Source organism: Pararhizobium sp. P1_E7, assembly GCF_056405855.1.
The window spans coordinates 255,440-273,608 of the sequence record NZ_JBFUBH010000005.1; the positions used below are offsets into that span (position 1 = coordinate 255,440).

The following is an 18,169-nucleotide window of genomic DNA, read 5'->3' on the forward strand; positions in this document are numbered from 1 at the left end:
TTGTCTTGATCCACTTCATCAGCAAACGGCTGAAGCATTCCCTGGTTCTTTTGTTCATGGCATCCCTGGTCTGCTTCACACTCGTTGTATCGGCGCCCGGCAATGTTGCCGTCCTGATCGCGGAGCTTCGCGGGGCGGCCGCTACACCGGGTTATGTCGAACAGGTCGCCGAAGAGATAGGACTGCACAAGCCGTTGCTGGTGCGCTACGTGGATTGGCTTGGGGATGCCGTTCGCGGCGACTTCGGCATTTCCTACAGGACAGGACAGGAGGTCAGCGCAGACCTGGCGAACCGGATGTTGGTCACCGGGATTCTGATTGCGGGCTCGGCCGTATTCGCCACCCTCATCAGCCTGGCTCTCGGGTTCGTCGGTGCTTTCTGGCCCTACAAACTGCCGGACCGCGTATCGCGCGGTCTGGCGCTCCTCGGCGCATCGACGCCGACGTTCTTCGTCGGCGCTCTGATGATCTATGCCTTTTCGGTCACCTTCCAGCTCTTGCCGTCGTTCGGTTTCGACGGCCCCAAAAGCTGGATCCTGCCATGGCTCACCGTTGCCGTTCTTCCCGCCGCCGTTCTCAGCCGCGTCGTGCGGGTCGGTTTGGAAGAAGCGATGACCAGTCCCTTCGTTCTGACCGCCAAGAGCAAGGGCCTTGGCCGCACAGCCATATTGCTCCGCGATGCGTTGCCCAACATCACGCCTATCTTCATCAACGCGCTCGGTACCCAGGTTGGGTTGATGACAGCCACAGCGATCATCGTGGAACCGCTGTTCGCCTGGCAGGGCCTCGGTGACTACTTCCTCGCCGGCGTCCGCTTTCGCGACTTCATGGTGGTGCAGGCATGCCTGCTCATCTTCCTCGCCTTCTTTATCGTGGTGAACCTGGTCGTCGATCTGGCGGTTCTGCTGACCGATCCACGCATTCGCCGCCAATGGAGCTGATTATGACCATGCTCAATTCTATCCTGGCCCGATTGAACAAGATGCCGCGGGCGGCATTGATCACCATCGGCCTATTCGTTGCACTTGGTACTTTCGCGCCTTGGCTCGCCCCCCAGGACCCCAGCACCCAAGACCTGCTGGGGGCCAGTCTCGGTCCGTCGGCCGCCCACTGGCTCGGAACCGATCACCTCGGACGTGATACGTTTAGCCGCTTGATTATCGCCGCGAACACGTCGCTGGTCAGCGTTGGCTCGGTTCTCGGTATCGCCATGACCATCGGCATCGTTCTCGGAACAATCGCCGGCTACCATCGGGGCTGGGTGGACGACCTCCTGATGCGCGTCGTTGACGTGGGTCTGTCGGTCCCGAGCCTGATCATCTCGCTGGCCGTGATCGGGATCGTCGGCCCCGGATACTGGACGATGGTGCTGGCACTGGCGCTTGCCTGGTGGCCGATGAGTGGCCGTATCAGCCGCGCCGTGGCCGTCAGCATCATGAGCAAGCCGCATATCGAGGCGTTGCGGGTGCTCGGAGCCAGCCCCTGGCGCATCTATTTCGGTCATCTCCTCCCCGGCACGATCGGCTCTGTCATGGTCTACGCGACGGCCGATGCCGGCACGGCGGCCCTGGCAGTCGCGACGCTGAGCTTCCTCGGCCTCGGCATCCAGCCGCCGACGGCGGAATGGGGGCAGATGCTCGTCGATGCCTTGCCCTATCTCGAATCCGATCCGCGTCAGGTTCTGCTCCCCGGATTTGCTCTGACGGCAGCCGTCATCGGCTTCAACATCCTCGGGGAGTCCATCGCGCTCAACCGCATTCCAAAGCCTCTTACCCGGCGCATGATCGCAGCGCGCCGGCTTGAGGTCGCAAGCTGGAGCAAGGAGAATTCCAATGCGTGACGAACCGCTCCTGAACGTCAGCAACCTGACGGTCAATCTGTTGACCGCGAAATCGGCGGTGCGCCCCGTCGACGGTGTCAGCTATTCCGTCCGGCAGGGCGAATGTCTCGCCATCGTCGGCGAAAGCGGCAGCGGCAAGACGGTGATGAACTTCGCGCCGCTCGGCCTGATGCCGACGGGTGTGACGACGATGCTCTCCGGCTCCGTCAAGCTTGAGGGGCGCGAACTGATCGGCATGCCCGAACCCGAGATCCAGAAGCTTCGCGGCAAGTCCGTCGGCTTCATCTTCCAGGACCCGATGAGTGCCCTCAACCCGGTGCGCCGCATTGGGCGGCAGATTGCCGAGATGGCCGAACTGCATCTCAACATGACGCCCAGGGCAGCCGAGGCACGTGCCCTCGAGCTCGTGAAGCTTGTCGGGATCTCCGATCCCTTGGCACGGCTGCGGCAATACCCGCATGAACTTTCCGGAGGGTTGAGGCAGCGCATCGTCATCGCCATTGCCCTTGCGGGCGAGCCGAAGCTGCTGATCGCCGACGAGCCCACGACGGCGCTTGACGTGACCGTTCAAGCACAAATCCTGCGGCTGCTAAAGGACGTGCAGCGCCGGCTCAACATGGCGATGGTGCTGATCACCCACGACATGGGAGTGGTCGCCGGTGCGGCCGATAACATCGTGGTCATGTATGCGGCTCGCGCCGCTGAATGCGGGCCGGTCGACAAGGTTCTGGTGAGCCCGCGTCACCCCTACACCAAGGGGCTGATCAACGCGATACCGAGGCGAGAGGACCCGATCGGTTCGCAGTTCCGGGGACTGCCGGGCATTCCGCCGACACTCGGCGCGCCGATCACGGGCTGCGCCCTTGCTCCGCGCTGCGAACTCGTCGTCCCCTCATGCAGAAACAGCCGCCCCCCGTTGATCCGGTCGGTTGACAGCGCGGTTCTCGTGGCTTGCCCTGTCGTCAATCAAGGAAAGGCCGCCGCATGACCCAAGCACCTGTTCTTAAAGTCGAAAATCTACAGACTCGCTTCAAGAGCGTTCAGCGGGGCAAATTTGTCCACGCCGTCGATGATGTTTCGATCGAGCTCTATCCGGGTGAGATTGTTGGCCTGGTCGGGGAATCCGGTTGCGGCAAGTCGACGCTCGGGCGCACCATTGTCGGCCTCGAGAAGGCCAGCAGCGGACGCGTGTTGCTCGACGGCGTCGATCTCAGCGCCCTTTCGGGATCAGCCCTGCGTGACAGCCGCCGGGCGCTGCAGTACGTCTTCCAGGACCCTTATTCATCCTTGAACGATCGCCAAACGGTCGGCGAGGCGATCGATGAAGCTCTCGTGATCGCCGGCACGAGGTCGCCTGAGGAGCGGGACCGTCGCACCAAGGAGCTTCTGGATCAGGTCGGCCTGGCATCCGCGGTGAGGGACCGTCACACGCGCGAACTCTCCGGCGGCCAACGCCAGCGCGTGGCGATTGCCAGATCGCTCGCCGTGAACCCGAGGGTGTTGATCTGCGATGAGCCCGTGAGCGCACTCGATCTTTCCATCCGCGCGCAGGTGATGAACCTCTTTCTGCGTCTGCAGAAGGACCTTGGCGTGGCATGCCTGTTCATCGCCCATGATCTTGCGCTGGTGCGGCAGGCGGCGTCGCGGGTCTATGTGATGTATCTCGGAAAGATCGTCGAGCATGGCACGTCTCAGGAGCTCTACGACCATCCGAGCCACCCCTATTCGCAGATGCTGCTGGCATCAGCGCCCGAGGTGGATCCGCGTATCGAGAAGCTTCGCAAGGGGCCGTTGATGATCGGCGAGGTGCCGAGCCCGACAAACCCACCCTCCGGCTGCCGGTTCCGAACCCGCTGCCCCCTGGCGGTGGACGACTGTGCCAGGGCTATACCGCCGTCCCATAGCCTTTCGCCAGGCCACACCGCCGCCTGCATTTTCGCCCCGGACATTCATCGGGGTCAGCGGTCGGCTCTCACTCACCACGAGGTATCGGCCGCCTGATATCGCAGGACGCGCTCGCCGGTTGCGAACCGGAATCGGCGGCGCTTTCTGCCAGTTTTTTGTTCCCTCCGCGTCCCCTCTGGATGCGCGCTTGCCCCGCTTTCGAGCGGGGCTTTTTTTGCATTCAAGGCTGCTGTGCCATCTTCTCTAGCACGGTCTTGATTTCTAAGTTGTACGGCCGGCCCCCACATACCTCCGGTTCCGTACTTATTGAGATAATGCTGTTGAAGTCGGATTAATTCCGCCGCTTCTTGCTGGTCCATAATGTATCCAGACTATGTAGTTTTAATTGTTAAACCTTGACCCGTACTCAATATTCATTCGCACGATGGTTTTATATTGATCGTATACTTTGGATCTATCTAAAAGATTCGCAGACACGGCAGCGCCAGTCATTCCAATAAACGACATGGTTTGCCTGTATATACATTCACCCGCACTATCCGGACTTTCTTCTTCTAACGTTATTACCATGAACTTTATATAACCACTGTCATTCTTAATATAATAGCTTACTGATGTGCATTCAAAATCAAAAATAACTTCTGAAATATAGTTTTTCTTGACTTTCAATCCGCTAATTGGCTTTCCCAACTCGAGTATCGATGCATAACGTCCCAATAATGCCGGAAATTGTTTGACTGCCATCGCAGACTGAGATTTTTCTTCTTTAGAAACAACCGTTATAGTGCCATTTTTTGTTGGATCCGAGCCTGTCACGAAATTGCGTTTCACAATATTAAGATCTGAAATTAATGCATTAACGTTTTCATCAAAGAATTTCTACGCGTCTGGGAAGACAAGCATCGTCATGTCTTTAATATTCTTTCCTTCGTAAGTTAATTTACGGTCATTACCGTAAATAGAATCTGCAATAGCGTCCGTCAAAGTTTGGCTATAGCAATAAGTTGCCGACAATATACTCATTGCCGAGGCAGTTATCACCAGATTTACTGGATGGCTGCGTTGCTCTTTGATATAGCTTCGCTTTGGGACACAAGAGATGGTCATTGCTGTGTTCCTTACGGTATTGCGCTCGGAAAGCTGGGGTTAGTCGCAGATTTGCAACTTGCGGGACTCTTGCTCACAGTTCCTGCGCGCTGTTTCCGGCGATGTTCGAGATCGGCGAACTAACCGATCGGACCTTAGGCGGCGTCGATGTCAAGATCGGGCTTTGCGCGGGCTGAGCCAAGCAAGATTCCACCGCGGCCTGTGATGAAATCAGAGACAATGCATGATCGCTGGCATGTGCTGGAACAATGAATGTTCCGCGAGCTGACCACTTTTCGCAAGCCACTTCAAAACTGCATTTTCTTCGACGGTTCAGGGCGAATTTGTCGTGCCCTTGGCCGCTTTGTTTTCTTAAATTGGAGCACCGGGCGCGTATGTGCCCGGTGCTCCTTTTTGACGATGTTCGAACGGATCGGTTTTCTGTCGTATTTCCCAGCGATTGCATTGACCGCGAGTTTGTCAGGTCTCTACAATTACAGAGTGTGAAATGTCCGTTTCCCTTCAGTTTTTGACCGGGTTTGGCTGCTCGTTACAACAGGCGATCAGCTGCACCCGCTCGTGGCGCCGCACGTGTCGCACTTCTCGCACGTCCCATTCCGCACCATCGTGAAGTTCTGGCATTCCGAGCACATGTTGCCGGTATAGCCTTGTGCGATCGAGCGGATGCGGCGTTCGGCTTCCAGCTTCTTGGCATCCGATTTGGCGGCGGCGGCTTCGGCGGCGGCCTTGTCGGAGAAGAGGGCGGTGACGTCGGGCTCGCCATCGACCGTGTGCTCTTCGGCGATCTCCTCGGCAAGTTCAGCGGCGCGTTCCTCGTAATCGCGCTTGAAGGCGACGATTTCGGAGGTGGAGACGGCGGTGACCGTTTCGAGCTTGCGGGCGGCACTGCCGGCAAAGGCGGTGACCGTGCCGGTGGCGCCAGCGCGGGCAGGGGCTGCGGTTGCCGCACCCTTCGGCTCGCCGGAGGTGCGGTCGATCTGGCCGCCGGAGACGAGCGTCGGCTTGTGGCCGCGGGTCCAGCCGGTCGAGATCAGGTTGGTCTTGCCTTCCTGGATGCCCTTGCCGAGCGCCGTGTTGCCGAAATCGGACGTATCGACATGAGCAAGGTCGTGGCGGTTCAGGTAGGAGACGGCAAGTTCGCGGAATACGTAGTCGAGGATCGACGTGGCGTTCTTGATCGCGTCATTGCCCTGGACCATGCCGGCCGGTTCGAACTTGGTGAAGGTGAAGGCCTCGACGTATTCTTCCAGCGGCACGCCGTATTGCAGGCCGAGCGAAATCGCGATGGCGAAGTTGTTCATCATGGCACGGAAGGCAGCACCTTCCTTGTGCATGTCGATGAAGATCTCGCCGATGCGGCCGTCGCCGAATTCGCCGGTGCGCAGATACACCTTATGTCCGCCGACGATCGCCTTCTGGGTATAGCCCTGGCGGCGGTTCGGCAGCTTTTCGCGCTCGCGGGTGACCCGCTCGATGACGCGTTCGATGATCTTTTCGGTGACGGTGACGGCCTGGGCGGCGGCAGGTGCAGCCAGGAAATCCTCCATCGCATCCTCGTCCTCATCGTCCTCGATCAGCGAGGCGTTGAGCGGCTGGGACAGCTTCGAGCCATCGCGGTAAAGGGCGTTGGCCTTCAGCGCCAGCTTCCAGGAGAGCATGTAGGCGGCCTTGCAATCCTCGACCGTCGCCTCGTTCGGCATGTTGATGGTCTTGGAGATAGCACCGGAGATGAACGGCTGGGCAGCCGCCATCATGCGGATATGGCTTTCGACCGAAAGGTAACGCTTGCCGATCTTGCCGCAAGGGTTGGCGCAATCGAAAACCGGCAGGTGTTCGGCCTTCAGGAACGGTGCGCCTTCCAGCGTCATCGCACCGCAGACATGGATGTTGGCGGCTTCGATGTCCTTCTTGGAGAAACCGATATGCTCGAGCAGGTTGAAGCTCATATCAGCGAGCTGCTCGTCGGTGACTTTCAGGGTTTCCTTCAGGAAATCAAGGCCAAGCGTCCACTGGTTAAACACAAACTTGATGTCGAAGGCAGCCTTGGTGGCGCCGTTGATCGCCTCGATCTTGTCGTCGGTGAAGCCCTTGGCCTTCAGCGAGCCGGGGTTGACGGCCGGCGCCTGGTTGATATTGCCATGGCCGACGGCATAGGCCTCGATCTCGGCGATCTGGCTTTCCGAGTAACCAAGCGTGCGCAGCGCTTCCGGAACGGCGCGGTTGATGATCTTGAAGTAGCCGCCGCCGGCGAGCTTCTTGAATTTCACCAGCGCGAAATCGGGCTCGATGCCGGTCGTATCGCAATCCATGACCAGGCCGATCGTGCCGGTCGGCGCGATGACGGAGACCTGGGCGTTGCGGTAGCCGTGCTGTTCGCCAAGCGTCAGTGCCTTGTCCCAGGCCGCCTTGGCATGGGTAATCAGGTCCTGGTCCGGGCATTCATTGTGGATCAATGCCACAGGATCGACCGACAGGCCTTCATAGCCCTGGGTTTCGCCATGGGCGGCGCGGCGATGGTTGCGGATGACGCGCAGCATCGAGTCGCGGTTGGGCTTGAAGCCGGGGAACGGACCGAGCTTGGCCGAAATTTCGGCCGAGGTCGCATAGGAGACGCCGGTCATGATGGCGGTGAGGGCACCGGCAATGGCGCGGCCTTCGGTGGAATCGTAGGGGATGCCCGAGGACATCAGAAGGCCGCCGATATTGGCATAGCCGAGACCGAGCGTGCGGTACTCATAGGAGCGCTCGGCGATTTCTCTGGACGGGAACTGTGCCATCATCACCGAGATTTCGAGAACCAGCGTCCACAGGCGCACGGCATGCTCGTAATCGGCGATGTTGATGTTCTTGGTGGCGGCATCCTTGAACTGCAGGAGGTTCAGCGAGGCAAGGTTGCAGGCCGTGTCGTCGAGGAACATGTATTCCGAGCACGGGTTCGACGCCCGGATCGGGCCGGCGGCCGGCGAAGTATGCCAGTCGTTCATGGTCGTGTTGAAATGCAGGCCCGGATCGGCCGATGCCCAGGCGGCGTGGGAGATCTGTTCCCACAGGTCGCGCGCCTTCAGCGTCTTCATCACCTTGCCGTCCTTGCGGGCGGTAAGGTTCCAGTTACCGTCCGCTTCGACGGCGCGCAAGAAATCGTCCTTCAGGGAGACGGAATTGTTGGAGTTCTGGCCCGATACGGTGAGATAGGCTTCCGAATCCCAGTCGGTGTCGTAGGTCTTGAACTCGATATCCTTGTAGCCCTGCTTGGCGAACTGGATGACGCGCTTGACGTAGTTTTCCGGAACCTGGCTCTGCTTGGCGGCCTTGATCTCGCGCTTGAGGGCAGGGTTCTGCTTCGGGTCGTAGCAGGCATCGTTGTCGGCCGTGCAGTTGACGCAGGCCTTCATGATCGCCTTCAGGTGCTTGGCGACGATCTTCGAGCCGGTCACCAGCGCAGCGACCTTCTGCTCTTCCTTGACCTTCCAGTTGATGTAGTCCTCGATATCCGGGTGATCGATATCGACGACGACCATCTTGGCCGCGCGGCGCGTGGTGCCGCCCGACTTGATGGCACCGGCGGCGCGGTCGCCGATCTTCAGGAACGACATCAGGCCCGACGACTTGCCGCCGCCCGAAAGCCGCTCGCCTTCGCCGCGCAGATAGGAGAAGTTGGAGCCGGTGCCGGAGCCGTATTTGAACAGGCGGGCTTCACGCACCCACAGATCCATGATGCCGCCTTCGTTGACGAGATCGTCACCGACGGACTGGATGAAGCAGGCATGCGGCTGCGGATGCTCGTAGGACGACTTCGACTTCACCAGCTTGTTGGTGAAGGGGTCGACGTAGAAATGTCCCTGGCCGGGACCGTCGATGCCATAGGCCCAGTGAAGGCCGGTGTTGAACCATTGCGGGCTATTTGGTGCGACGCGCTGGGTGGCAAGCATATAGGCGAGCTCGTCGCGGAAGGCGAGCGCAGCTTCTTCCGAGGCGAAATAGTTGCCCTTCCAGCCCCAATAGGTCCAGGTGCCGGCCAGGCGATCGAACACCTGACGGGCGTCCGTCTCCGAGCCGTACTGCTCTTCTTTCGGCAGATCCTTCATGGCAGCGAGGTCGGCTTCGGAGCGCCACAGCCAGGACGGAACGGAATTTTCCTCGACCTTCTTCAGGCGCGCGGGAACGCCGGCCTTGCGGAAATATTTCTGGGCCAGAATGTCGGCTGCGACCTGGCTGAACTGCGCGGGCACGTCGATATCCGCAAGACGAAACACGATCGAGCCATCGGGATTCTTGATCTCGCTGATGGCCTTGCGGAACTCAATTTCAGCATAGGCCGATTGGCCTGGCTTGGTGAAACGACGTTCGATCTGCATCTGTCCCTTGTCCTTTGTTTGCCGCATGCCCGAGCCGTCTCAAGGCTCAGGGCGCAATTGTTCTCGTCCGGCCGCGCGGGTGCTGCGCAGCCAGTTTCCGTTTTCCGCTCTGATGGGAAACCCGTCTCGGGGAAACCCTCTATCTTGTGCTGTTTTTAGCTGCAAACACTAAATATAGTATCAACAACTTCTTTACGCCAGCTTTTTGTGACGTGTTTGGCGTCTGGAGAGATCACAAAAAATAACCGTCGCGACCGGCGGATCATCCACCGGGCCGCCTGAAAACACAGACGATTTCTTCTGAAATGAACCGGTCTCGTAACTTTCCGGTCCCGCCGCCGCCGCAACGTAGAAATCATTAACGGCATTCGACCCGATTCCGTCAAGGGCTGGTTTGTGTCGTAATTGCGAACACCAGATGTTGTGTGTGTGACCTGTGGAAAACGGGGACAGAGGGCAAATTCAGCAAAATCAGACGCTTCGCCGGGTTCCCTCCAGCGCCGTCCGCAGCGGCAGGTGATTTTGCAAAATTTTGCGGGTGAGAAACCACACTATATTTACCATGGTGCCCGCAGGCCATAGCCAAGGCGCGTGAAATGTGGCGCCTGACAAAACTGATTCGAGCCCGCCGCTAAAGGGCGTCGAGATTGATACCGATGGTGATGGCGCCGAGCGGCTGACCGGACTGCGGATCGAACACCGTCAGGCTGGCCTGCGATTGCAGCGTCTGCGTCGATTCATCTTTCTCCGCCTCGTCGACGAAGAGGGCCGAAGTCCCTGCATGATAGGTTTTTTGCCATTTCGGTTCGTCGCCCTGCCAATAGTCGGAACTGATCTCGCTTTCGCCAACGGACAGGCCCTTGGCATCGATGACGAAGATTTCGGTGATGACGCCGCCGGAGGCGACCTGCTTGTCCTTGAGGAATTTCGACAGCGGGTTCCCGACCACCGTATCGATCAACGGATGGACGTTGCTGGAGAATTCGGCGCGCCAGGCCGCGTCAAGCCCCTCGATCGTGCGCCGGGTGAGGTGGTCATGAAGCGCGTTCTGGCGCTTCAGCGCTTCGATGATGACCGGGTCTTTGATCCAAGCCCGGATATTGGTCTCGACATAGGCCGTCACCGGCTCCACGTGAACGTCGCCGCCCAATGACGGCGCAGCCTGTATCAAACAGAACACTGCGCCAGCCGCAACGGTGAAGAGCATCCTGCCCACGATCATCTGTCCTTCCCATGCGATCCGTTGAGAAAGGCCTTGGGGCATTCTGTTCGGGCACTTGCTTCCGCCGTGGCAGCGCTGCAGAGGAACAGGCCCCCCAGACGCATCACCAACCACTGTCTGGTTTCGCGCGACCCGTTGTTAGCCGCGCGATCCCTTGGCGATCGGCTCCTGATAGGTGAAACCCATGTCCCAGGGGAAGTAGATCCAGGTGTCCTGGCTGACCTCCGTGACGAAAGTATCGACCTGCGGCCGGCCTTTCGGCTTGGCGTAGACGGCAGCGAAATGCGCCTTTGGCAGCATGGCGCGGACCACCGCTGCGGTCTTGCCGGTATCGGTGAGGTCGTCGATGATCAGAACGCCTTCGCCGCCATCGGCTTTCAGCTCTTCCGAAATGCCCTTGAGGACATACATCTGCCCCTGCGCATCATAATCATGATAGGAGGCAACGCAGACCGTTTCGATCAGCCGGATGTTCAATTCACGGCAGACGATCGCCGCCGGAACGAGGCCGCCCCGGGTGATGCAGACGATCGCCTTCCACTCGCCGCCATTGTCGGCAAGGCGCCATGCAAGCGCGCGCGCATCGCGGTGAAACTGGTCCCAGGATACGGGAAATGCTTTATCAGGAAGTGACATGCTCAAGCTCCAGTTGATCGAGGCATCCGGTTTCGGGAGTGGTGCGGACGACGGGGGTCGAACCCGTACAGATCTCTCCGAGGGATTTTAAGTCCCTTGCGTCTACCAGTTTCGCCACGTCCGCCTGCGTTTCCTTTCAAACACTTGCTTCTTTTCGTCAAGTAAATGTTTTGCAGGTTCTCCCTCGTGTTTTGCAAAAGTCGTTCCCGTGTCGTTCCGGTCACTTGTTCTGCTTGCCCTTAAAAGCTCTAATTACCTTGGCCTCATTTTCAACGTGCCGGGTGTAATGCGTGCCCATCCGTTCGGACTTATCCCCAAGCGCTGCGGCGACCTATCCAGCATCTGCCCCTGATCCCCTCAGATCGGCGGCATAGGTCACCCGCAGCCCATGCAGCGTCGTTCCGGCGCCAATCTTCCCATCCTTTTCCAATGCCCGCGGGTAATGACTGACATCGGTCTGCATCTGCACCTCGCCAGCCCAGGCGCGACCGTCGGCGCGGGTCGTGATCAGCAGCGCTGTCTTATCAACGGTGGCCAAATGCTCCTGCAGTTCAACCGCCCGGTTCCCTTGATGTCCTATTCTGTTCTACAACGGCGTCACATTGGGTGCAGCTAATCTCCATAGTCGCTGGGGAGTCCGTGGGCTTCGACACGTAAAACCCTTTTGTGACGTGTTCGACGTTAAAATGTAGCTGGTTCGTGAATTCATCGCCTGTTTGCGCAACATCGGCGATGCCCCTGGCGCCACAACGGCGGCAAATTAAATTTATCTGGTAGCTATACCGCACAGCACGCATCTCCCCTGAAGTGCGTCCGATCGACGATAGGCGGCCCAAACACTCTATGGAAACAGTTTTACACAGCGATAGCTATGTCCCTGGTGAAGTGTCTTCGTTGAGTGATTTAATCGAAGGGTATCGAAATCAGGAAGGTCGATATTTTCGTCGATTTTGCCTTCCGATTGCAGCTTTATCAGTTCCACTGAAACCAGTTTAAGGAGCCTTTCCATCTCAAGTGTGCTTCTCGCTCTTTCGGCGAAAAGTGACCTTTCGAGCAAGTCAGGTCGGCTCTCGGCTACAATCGCAAACAGGAACTCTACCTCGTCGCACCACCACACAGATCTCCCCAGTTCACGGAGCGCGCTGGTGAAACGCCCCAAAAGCTTGAGTGTTTTCATTGCTATCCCACGCTTAAAAGGAGAGCCGGGCTTAACCGCCCGGTATTATTCGTTCGTTTCATCGCTGACAGCGTTCAGCAAAGCCTTCGCGTCTTCGAAATCCGAATCGACAACAAGGACCGAGAAGGCTTCATTTCGGCCTCTTGGTCCATGTGATGTGTAAATCGCGTATGCGTTAAGCATTGAGATTATCACCTCGACCTCAACGGATGTTTCTACCCGCGTCAACTCTACCAGTTGCTCTGCCATCTCATCTCCAAGGTGCCCCATGCCAGTCCTAAAAACGCCCGGCGCGAGAAGTTCGCTCAGGCTCTCGCCAAAGGCAAGACATGAACGTTGGCCGCCCATATCCGCCCGAAACAGACTAGAGCAACCCGGTAGCTCGTCAGGCTCATAACCTGAAGGCCGCAGGTTTAAATCCTGCCCCCACAACCAAATCCTTTCACCGGGGCCAACCGATTATTGAGACGCATAGACCATGAAGGCAGGCAGTCGTAGGCTGAGAAGTCCGGGTGATGCCAAGCCATTTTACGATCCGTAGTAGCGCAGACCTTGCGCGCTGATCGAGCATCTCGAGACAAACAATCTTCGGCGCGAGCGTGAAGCTTTGCGCTGGGGCGACACCATTTTTGGGCGAGTCGCCTCTACGCGCAAGTTGTGATATTCTTCGCCTTCTTCTTAATTAGGGGGCGATCATGAGACGGCTTTATTCACTGATCGTAGTTGGCGCTGTTTGGTGTTCACCAGCACTTGCCGACGATGAATGTAAAGATGTTCTGATAAATAAGGTGATGGATTCCGTATCGATCAAGAAGGACACCTACTACAATACTGCGGTGCTCTCGACGCTCGACGCGCAGACCGATGATGAAAAAAAAGGAAGGCAGCAGCGGGGCTTGAGATAGAGGGTATACCTGGGAGCCTCACCTATGATGATGCATCCCGACTGAAAACCAGCGTTTCGTCTACCTACAGCTTCACGCAGATTGCCAAGGACAATAGCTCCTATCTCCTTATGTCAGGCCAAGCCGCAATTATCAAAGCCTGGAATGACTGTATGGGCGCGAAGGGGGGACTGAGCCTTCGATTTGAACCGCTGGATGAGCAAGGCATTCAAACGCTCTTGCACATTCAGTATATCAAACCGAACGACGCTCTGCTGAAGGGGCAGGAGCTGCAGCTGCTGAGCGACGTTTACTTGAGCCCTAAAGGTACGCAGGTTCTGGCGAACGGAGAATGCCTCAAGAAAGACAAAATCTACACGCCGGGCGACAAATGCACGGTACAGCTTCTTGCAGACTCCGCTTGGTCAACCTTGCCGATCGTCATGTTCTTGAAAACGAAGCCAACTGACGGGAGCCCTTCCAATACAGTCACTGCCCGAACGTATCTCGCCCCACGGGCGCTACTGACCGGAGAAAGCAGGCCTTGGCCGAGCGGTGGACCGGCCTTCACGAAGGAAACCTTCGCGGGAGAGTACGCCAATATTAGTCCTCAGGAGTGCTTTGATTCCGATAACGGGTACGTGTTTCTGGAGGACTCGATATCAGTAGAATCTCGTCMAAGTGCTGGGGCAACTCTCGCTTCCTGTGGTTCCATTATAGACGGTAAGAAGTTTGCACTTGATAAGTCAGGCAAGCGCATCTGTGTGAAACAATTCAATGGAGCGCCAACGACTGGCGATCATAAATGCTTTTTGGGAATCACAGCCACTGAAGCCACGGTCAAGTGGGTCCCCCCTCCGCCACCGGCGGGGCAATGACTGGATAAATTCGTGAGACCGTTCATCTCACCACCCGCCACCTAAACCGGCCGGCGGGTTTTTCTTTGCCACCAGCCCGAAAGGAAACAGCATGACCCTGAGCGAGTTCAAAGCATGGTTTGAAGGTTTCACTGAAGGCATGGAAGGAGCGCCTGACAAGAATCAGTGGACGCGCGTTAAGGCACGCGTCAAGGAAATCGACGGCGTTGCGGTCTTCGTTGACCGGTTCGTGGCCCCGTATCGTGCCTACTGGACTGGTCTGGATGTCTTCGGCGCAACAGCGATTGGTTCCTGCAATACCGCCCTTCTCGCCGGCAAGTCGAGGGGCGAAGTCTTCGAAAGCCACAATGCCATGCTGGACCTCGGAAAAGAGGAATACACTGCTGCGCTCAGTCCTCGAAGTATCTGCTAATTCCCGCAGCCCTGAAATGGAGAGCCGGGCTTGAGCGCCCGGTTCCGCCGATGCGCCGCTCTGTGTCTTTTGATGAGGGGGGAGATTGAAACATCACTTCGACTGACACGAGTCCACTACGGCAAGTTCACGGTTCCCGCCGCCGTAGCTTGATGGCAACGCTGCATCGGTCATTCGCATACAGGTTTGGAAGTCGTTCTCTTTCGTGTGGATTGCGGCGCTCAGCATCGCGAAGCCCAAGAGTATTGAAACCGGCAGCGCCACGTCACGCATCCCCCCCTAAATACTAGAATAATCATATCGCAAAATGTGGATAGCTCACCGGCTGGTAGGAACGGTTTTGCGCGGCGATCAGTTTTCGGCCCGAACTAGGCCCTGTTGACAAAGTGTTGCTGCCAATGCGAATCCTGGCCTCAGGGGGACGTCATGGCGATACTTAGGATTTATGATCTCAAACAGAATGTCCTCGCGCTTGATCTCAGAGACTTACTGCGGCTTTTGACACCTCGGTCTTTGCAGGCAAATTGGATTGTTTCGACCGTCAAGTCGTCCAAACCTGGGCACGAATGGTTTGAGGCAATAGGTGAAGGTGGCGAGCAATTGGAGGCATTGGCTCAGGACAATGCCCGGCTCTCGGGCTCTGATCTAGCTGCCTTGGCGGAGAAAACGCGGCAGGTTATCTGGGGCGAGTTCTTAGGCTCCGGACACACGCAGTCAGACAAGACGTGGGTTATAATCCGAGCCGTCGACAGCACGTTTTACGAGATCGATACGGACGACAAGGCGGTGCTGAGTAAGATTAGCTCGACCTATAAAGACGTCCGAACTGGTGAGGCTCCGATCACCTCATGGCTTGTGGACCGTCCCGATGAATGATGGCAGCCAGACGCGAACGGCAGCCAGAGCAAGAAACGCAGCGAACGACCTTTCCGTTTTATCATAGCGGGTGGCTACACGCCGGAACTGCTTGAGCTTGTTGAACAGGCGCTCGATACGGTTTGGTCGCCCGAAGGACTACACCCTCGACGGTGTGGCCGGCGAACACATCGTCATTCACCCCTCGCGCCTGGTGCTTCTTTCCGGAGCGATGGCGCCAGACGAGGACATGAACACCGCTCTCAATCAGGGCTGGGGCGAAAGCGTTCTCACCGCCACGCTCGATGCAATTAAGAATGCCGACAGCACGGCGGGCAATATCGCTTCGCTGGTGTTTGAGGCGAAGATCGACATTATCCGTATCCCGGACTTCATGGCTTCGTTGAACAACGAGGTCTATCGCTCTAAAATCATTGAGCGCTACAGCCTCGCCAACATGTCCAAGGGAATCAACGGAACGCTACTTCTCGACAAAGAAGAGGAATACGAGAGCAAGAGCGCGTCGCTCGCTGGTCTGACGGACATCCTCATGGCGTTCATGCAGATTGTCTCGGGAGCGGCTGATATCCCGGTCACGCGCCTTCTAGGCCAGTCACCTGCCGGCATGAACGCCACCGGCGCCAGCGACATGAAGAACTACCACGATCGCATCCAGTCCATTCAGGAGCTCGAAATACAGCCGGCAATGGTTCGGCTCGACGAGTGCCTTGAGCGATCGGCCGACGTGAAGGATCCAGACGTCTACTATCAGTGGGCACCGCTCGAACAGATGAGCGAGAAGGAACGCGCCGACATCTTCAAGACGACGGCCGATGCCGCCCGTCAGTTGGTGGGCACTGGCACGGGGCAAGAGATCATCCCGCGCGAGGCGGTTTCTGATGCTCTGGTCAATCGCCTCGTGGAGGACGGCGTTCTGCCTGGCCTCGATGCCGCGATGGAGACCTATGGGACCTTGAGCGAGCAGGAGCCGTCTGAAGAGGAACTGGCAGCTGCAGCAGCGGCACAAGCAGCGACATCGCATGATGAGCGTGTTTACGCACGTCACCCCGGTTGGCAACTCGTGTGGAGCGCGTCTCTCATGCTCGGCCATCGGTCATTGGATTTAAACCGGCGTGCATATCGTCTCGTGGGTCAGTTTGCCTTTGGCGTCAACAGTTGTTCGCGACTCGAACTTTCCATTGCAAGGTCCTTTTTCAATGATCGCCCACCCAAGCACAATCGTAACTGCTCCAACAATGAGATAGACAACCACGGGGATGGGATCATCAGTCACGATAATTGATCCGCTTCGCTGGCCTTCGATGGAATAGACAACCTTATTCAGCGTACCCGAAGGAATTTTGCTGCTCCCTACGAAGCGCTCTGAAATCCGAATATCGCCCGTGTCTCCTAAACCTGTTTTTGCGATCATTGGATCAGCGGGAACTGTGACCGAAATGGGAACTGTTTTTCCTGTCTGCAGATAAACAACCGTTCCCTCGAAGACGTAGTTCCCACCTCTCGGCTGTGTATCGCCGGTGGCACGGATAGTCGTCGTTGTCATGTTTTCGGGGCTGCTGAGCACGATATCAGCTGTCGCGAATGTTTGGTCCGCAAATCCGCGGACTGGTAGCAGTGCTGTGACCGCTGCACAGATTGTTGCGATGAAAGCTTTCATTGTTCCCCCCATTACAAGTTCGCAGCAACAGCTTACTATAAGATGGCGCTAATGCAATTCCTGGATGCAATTACTTTAGCCGGTACGCGCCGGACCGCCGACGGCTACCTGGTTGCGGAGGCCAAGGCGGTTCGCACCGGCATCCAACTTTATTTGGGTGACGAGGTAGGCAAGCCCGATCTGCGCACGGTGCGCGTCTATCGCCCGGCCGAAGAAGTCTTTTCCGACAAGAGCTTGCAGTCATTCACCCATGCACCGGTGACGGTCAATCACCCGGACGAGGCGGTCAACGCCGGCAGCTGGAAAGACCTTGCCGTTGGTGAGGTCAGCACGGCGGCCAAGAAAGACGGCGACTGGGTTTGGTTGCCGCTGATCCTCAAGGACAAGGACGCCATTGAATCGGTCGAGAGTGGCAAGCGCGAGCTGTCTGCCGGCTATGAATGCCAGCTCGACTGGACGCCTGGCACTACGGCAGACGGCCACCAGTTCGATGCCGTCCAGCGCAACATCAAGATCAACCATCTCGCCATCGTCGATCGAGCRCGGGCCGGTTCTCAAGCTCGCATCGGTGACGGTGCGGGAAACTGGGGTGTTTCCCCTGTCACCAGTGATCAGAAACCGAAGGAAAAGATCATGACCCTGAAGACGGTTACCGTCGATGGCATCCCGGTTGAAGTAACCGACCAGGGTRCGATCGTCATCACCACGCTGCAGACCCGGCTTGCCGATGCCACCACCAAGGCAGCTGCGGCCGAGACTGCCCACCAGTCCGCTCTTGCTGCCAAGGACGCCGATCTGGCCAAGAAGGATGCCGAAATCGACACGCTGAAGGGCAAGGTTCTGTCCGACGCCGATCTCGACAAGAAGGTGCAGGCTCGCGCCGACCTGATCGCGGTCGCCAAGACCATCGCCAAGGACGTGAAGACCGAAGGCCTGACGGACTCCGGTATTCGCAAGGCTGTGGTCGTCGCCAAGATCGGCGACGCCGCTGTGGCTGGCAAGGCAGACGCCTATATCGACGCCCGCTTTGACCTCCTGGTCGAGGATGCTGCCAAGGGCGCCGCCGATCCTTTCGCAACCGTCGTCAAGGGCGGCCTCAAAGCGCAGGACGGCAACCCCAATGATTCCGACGCCGCCTACCGGCAGATGCTGGCGCGCGACGCCAACGCCTGGATGGGCACTCAGAAGGAGAACGCATAATGGCTTTCCCGACCGTATCC

At 57.9% G+C, this 18,169-nt stretch carries 17 protein-coding genes, 1 tRNA gene and 2 pseudogenes; 10 read left to right on the plus strand and 10 right to left on the minus strand.

The window, feature by feature from the left end:
* The first annotated feature begins 5 nt into the window (after positions 1-5).
* From AC1D17_RS08520 to AC1D17_RS08535, 4 genes are read left to right on the plus strand one after another with little or no spacing between them, the layout of a single operon-like run.
* Entirely contained in the window at positions 6-941 is a 936-nt protein-coding gene (locus AC1D17_RS08520) for an ABC transporter permease (protein WP_477564959.1), read from the plus strand.
* Positions 932-1,840 (plus strand): ABC transporter permease, encoded by a 909-nt coding sequence (locus tag AC1D17_RS08525; RefSeq protein ID WP_477564960.1) that lies wholly within the window; start codon positions 932-934, stop codon positions 1,838-1,840. Before AC1D17_RS08520 ends, AC1D17_RS08525 begins: the two co-directional genes overlap by 10 nt.
* Positions 1,833-2,828: an ABC transporter ATP-binding protein gene (locus tag AC1D17_RS08530; RefSeq protein WP_477564961.1), complete on the plus strand. Its 996-nt coding sequence runs from the start codon at positions 1,833-1,835 to the stop codon at positions 2,826-2,828. The genes AC1D17_RS08525 and AC1D17_RS08530 overlap by 8 nt, the downstream gene beginning before the upstream one ends.
* The gene (locus tag AC1D17_RS08535; RefSeq protein WP_477564962.1) at positions 2,825-3,841 is read left to right on the plus strand and encodes an ABC transporter ATP-binding protein; all 1,017 of its coding nucleotides are present in this window, start codon (positions 2,825-2,827) and stop codon (positions 3,839-3,841) included. The genes AC1D17_RS08530 and AC1D17_RS08535 overlap by 4 nt, the downstream gene beginning before the upstream one ends.
* Positions 3,842-4,126: 285 nt before the next feature.
* On the opposite strand, the gene AC1D17_RS08540 is transcribed toward AC1D17_RS08535, so the two are convergent.
* The 9 genes from AC1D17_RS08540 to AC1D17_RS08580 all read right to left on the minus strand — a co-directional run bounded on the left by AC1D17_RS08540 (position 4,127) and on the right by AC1D17_RS08580 (position 12,491).
* Positions 4,127-4,561, minus strand: coding sequence for a hypothetical protein (locus tag AC1D17_RS08540; RefSeq protein ID WP_477564963.1), 435 nt, complete (start codon positions 4,559-4,561; stop codon positions 4,127-4,129).
* A 63-nt stretch (positions 4,562-4,624) separates the two neighbouring features.
* Entirely contained in the window at positions 4,625-4,852 is a 228-nt protein-coding gene (locus AC1D17_RS08545; RefSeq protein ID WP_477564964.1) for a hypothetical protein, read from the minus strand.
* A 542-nt stretch (positions 4,853-5,394) separates the two neighbouring features.
* Complete coding sequence (locus tag AC1D17_RS08550) at positions 5,395-9,207, minus strand: vitamin B12-dependent ribonucleotide reductase (RefSeq protein WP_477564965.1); 3,813 nt, start codon at positions 9,205-9,207, stop codon at positions 5,395-5,397.
* A gap of 631 nt (positions 9,208-9,838) precedes the next feature.
* The gene (locus AC1D17_RS08555; RefSeq protein ID WP_477564966.1) at positions 9,839-10,429 is read right to left on the minus strand and encodes a hypothetical protein; all 591 of its coding nucleotides are present in this window, start codon (positions 10,427-10,429) and stop codon (positions 9,839-9,841) included.
* 138 nt (positions 10,430-10,567) lie between these two features.
* Positions 10,568-11,065: a xanthine phosphoribosyltransferase gene (gene gpt, locus AC1D17_RS08560; protein ID WP_264218728.1), complete on the minus strand. Its 498-nt coding sequence runs from the start codon at positions 11,063-11,065 to the stop codon at positions 10,568-10,570.
* 39 nt (positions 11,066-11,104) lie between these two features.
* Positions 11,105-11,189 (minus strand) — tRNA-Leu (locus AC1D17_RS08565).
* Positions 11,190-11,396: 207 nt separating this feature from the next.
* Positions 11,397-11,603, minus strand: a complete 207-nt coding sequence (locus tag AC1D17_RS08570) for a hypothetical protein (RefSeq protein ID WP_477564967.1) — start codon at positions 11,601-11,603, stop codon at positions 11,397-11,399.
* 303 nt (positions 11,604-11,906) lie between these two features.
* Positions 11,907-12,242, minus strand: coding sequence for a hypothetical protein (locus tag AC1D17_RS08575; RefSeq protein ID WP_477564968.1), 336 nt, complete (start codon positions 12,240-12,242; stop codon positions 11,907-11,909).
* A 45-nt stretch (positions 12,243-12,287) separates the two neighbouring features.
* Complete coding sequence (locus AC1D17_RS08580; RefSeq protein WP_477564969.1) at positions 12,288-12,491, minus strand: hypothetical protein; 204 nt, start codon at positions 12,489-12,491, stop codon at positions 12,288-12,290.
* Between the two features lie 446 nt (positions 12,492-12,937).
* On the opposite strand from AC1D17_RS08580, the gene AC1D17_RS08585 reads away from it, so the two are divergent.
* From AC1D17_RS08585 to AC1D17_RS08600, 4 genes are all read left to right on the plus strand, one after another.
* On the plus strand, positions 12,938-13,147 hold the full coding sequence (locus AC1D17_RS08585; protein ID WP_477564970.1) for a hypothetical protein: 210 nt from the start codon (positions 12,938-12,940) through the stop codon (positions 13,145-13,147).
* A 152-nt stretch (positions 13,148-13,299) separates the two neighbouring features.
* Complete coding sequence (locus AC1D17_RS08590) at positions 13,300-14,004, plus strand: hypothetical protein (RefSeq protein WP_477564971.1); 705 nt, start codon at positions 13,300-13,302, stop codon at positions 14,002-14,004.
* Between the two features lie 91 nt (positions 14,005-14,095).
* Positions 14,096-14,416, plus strand: a complete 321-nt coding sequence (locus tag AC1D17_RS08595) for a hypothetical protein (RefSeq protein ID WP_477564972.1) — start codon at positions 14,096-14,098, stop codon at positions 14,414-14,416.
* 426 nt (positions 14,417-14,842) lie between these two features.
* Positions 14,843-15,292, plus strand: coding sequence for a hypothetical protein (locus tag AC1D17_RS08600; RefSeq protein ID WP_477564973.1), 450 nt, complete (start codon positions 14,843-14,845; stop codon positions 15,290-15,292).
* Here the strand turns inward: AC1D17_RS08600 and AC1D17_RS08605 are convergent.
* Positions 15,263-15,415, minus strand: a pseudogene (locus AC1D17_RS08605) (transposase); the annotation flags it as partial. The gene AC1D17_RS08600 and the pseudogene AC1D17_RS08605 overlap by 30 nt on opposite strands.
* Between AC1D17_RS08605 and AC1D17_RS08610 the strand changes: the two are divergent.
* Positions 15,414-16,574: pseudogene (locus AC1D17_RS08610) on the plus strand (anti-CBASS protein Acb1 family protein); the annotation flags it as partial. The pseudogenes AC1D17_RS08605 and AC1D17_RS08610 sit on opposite strands and share 2 nt — an antisense overlap.
* Positions 16,575-17,000: 426 nt before the next feature.
* A complete protein-coding gene (locus AC1D17_RS08615) occupies positions 17,001-18,149 on the plus strand; it encodes a DUF2213 domain-containing protein (RefSeq protein WP_477564974.1) in 1,149 nt (382 codons plus the stop codon).
* Positions 18,150-18,169 lie beyond the last annotated feature (20 nt).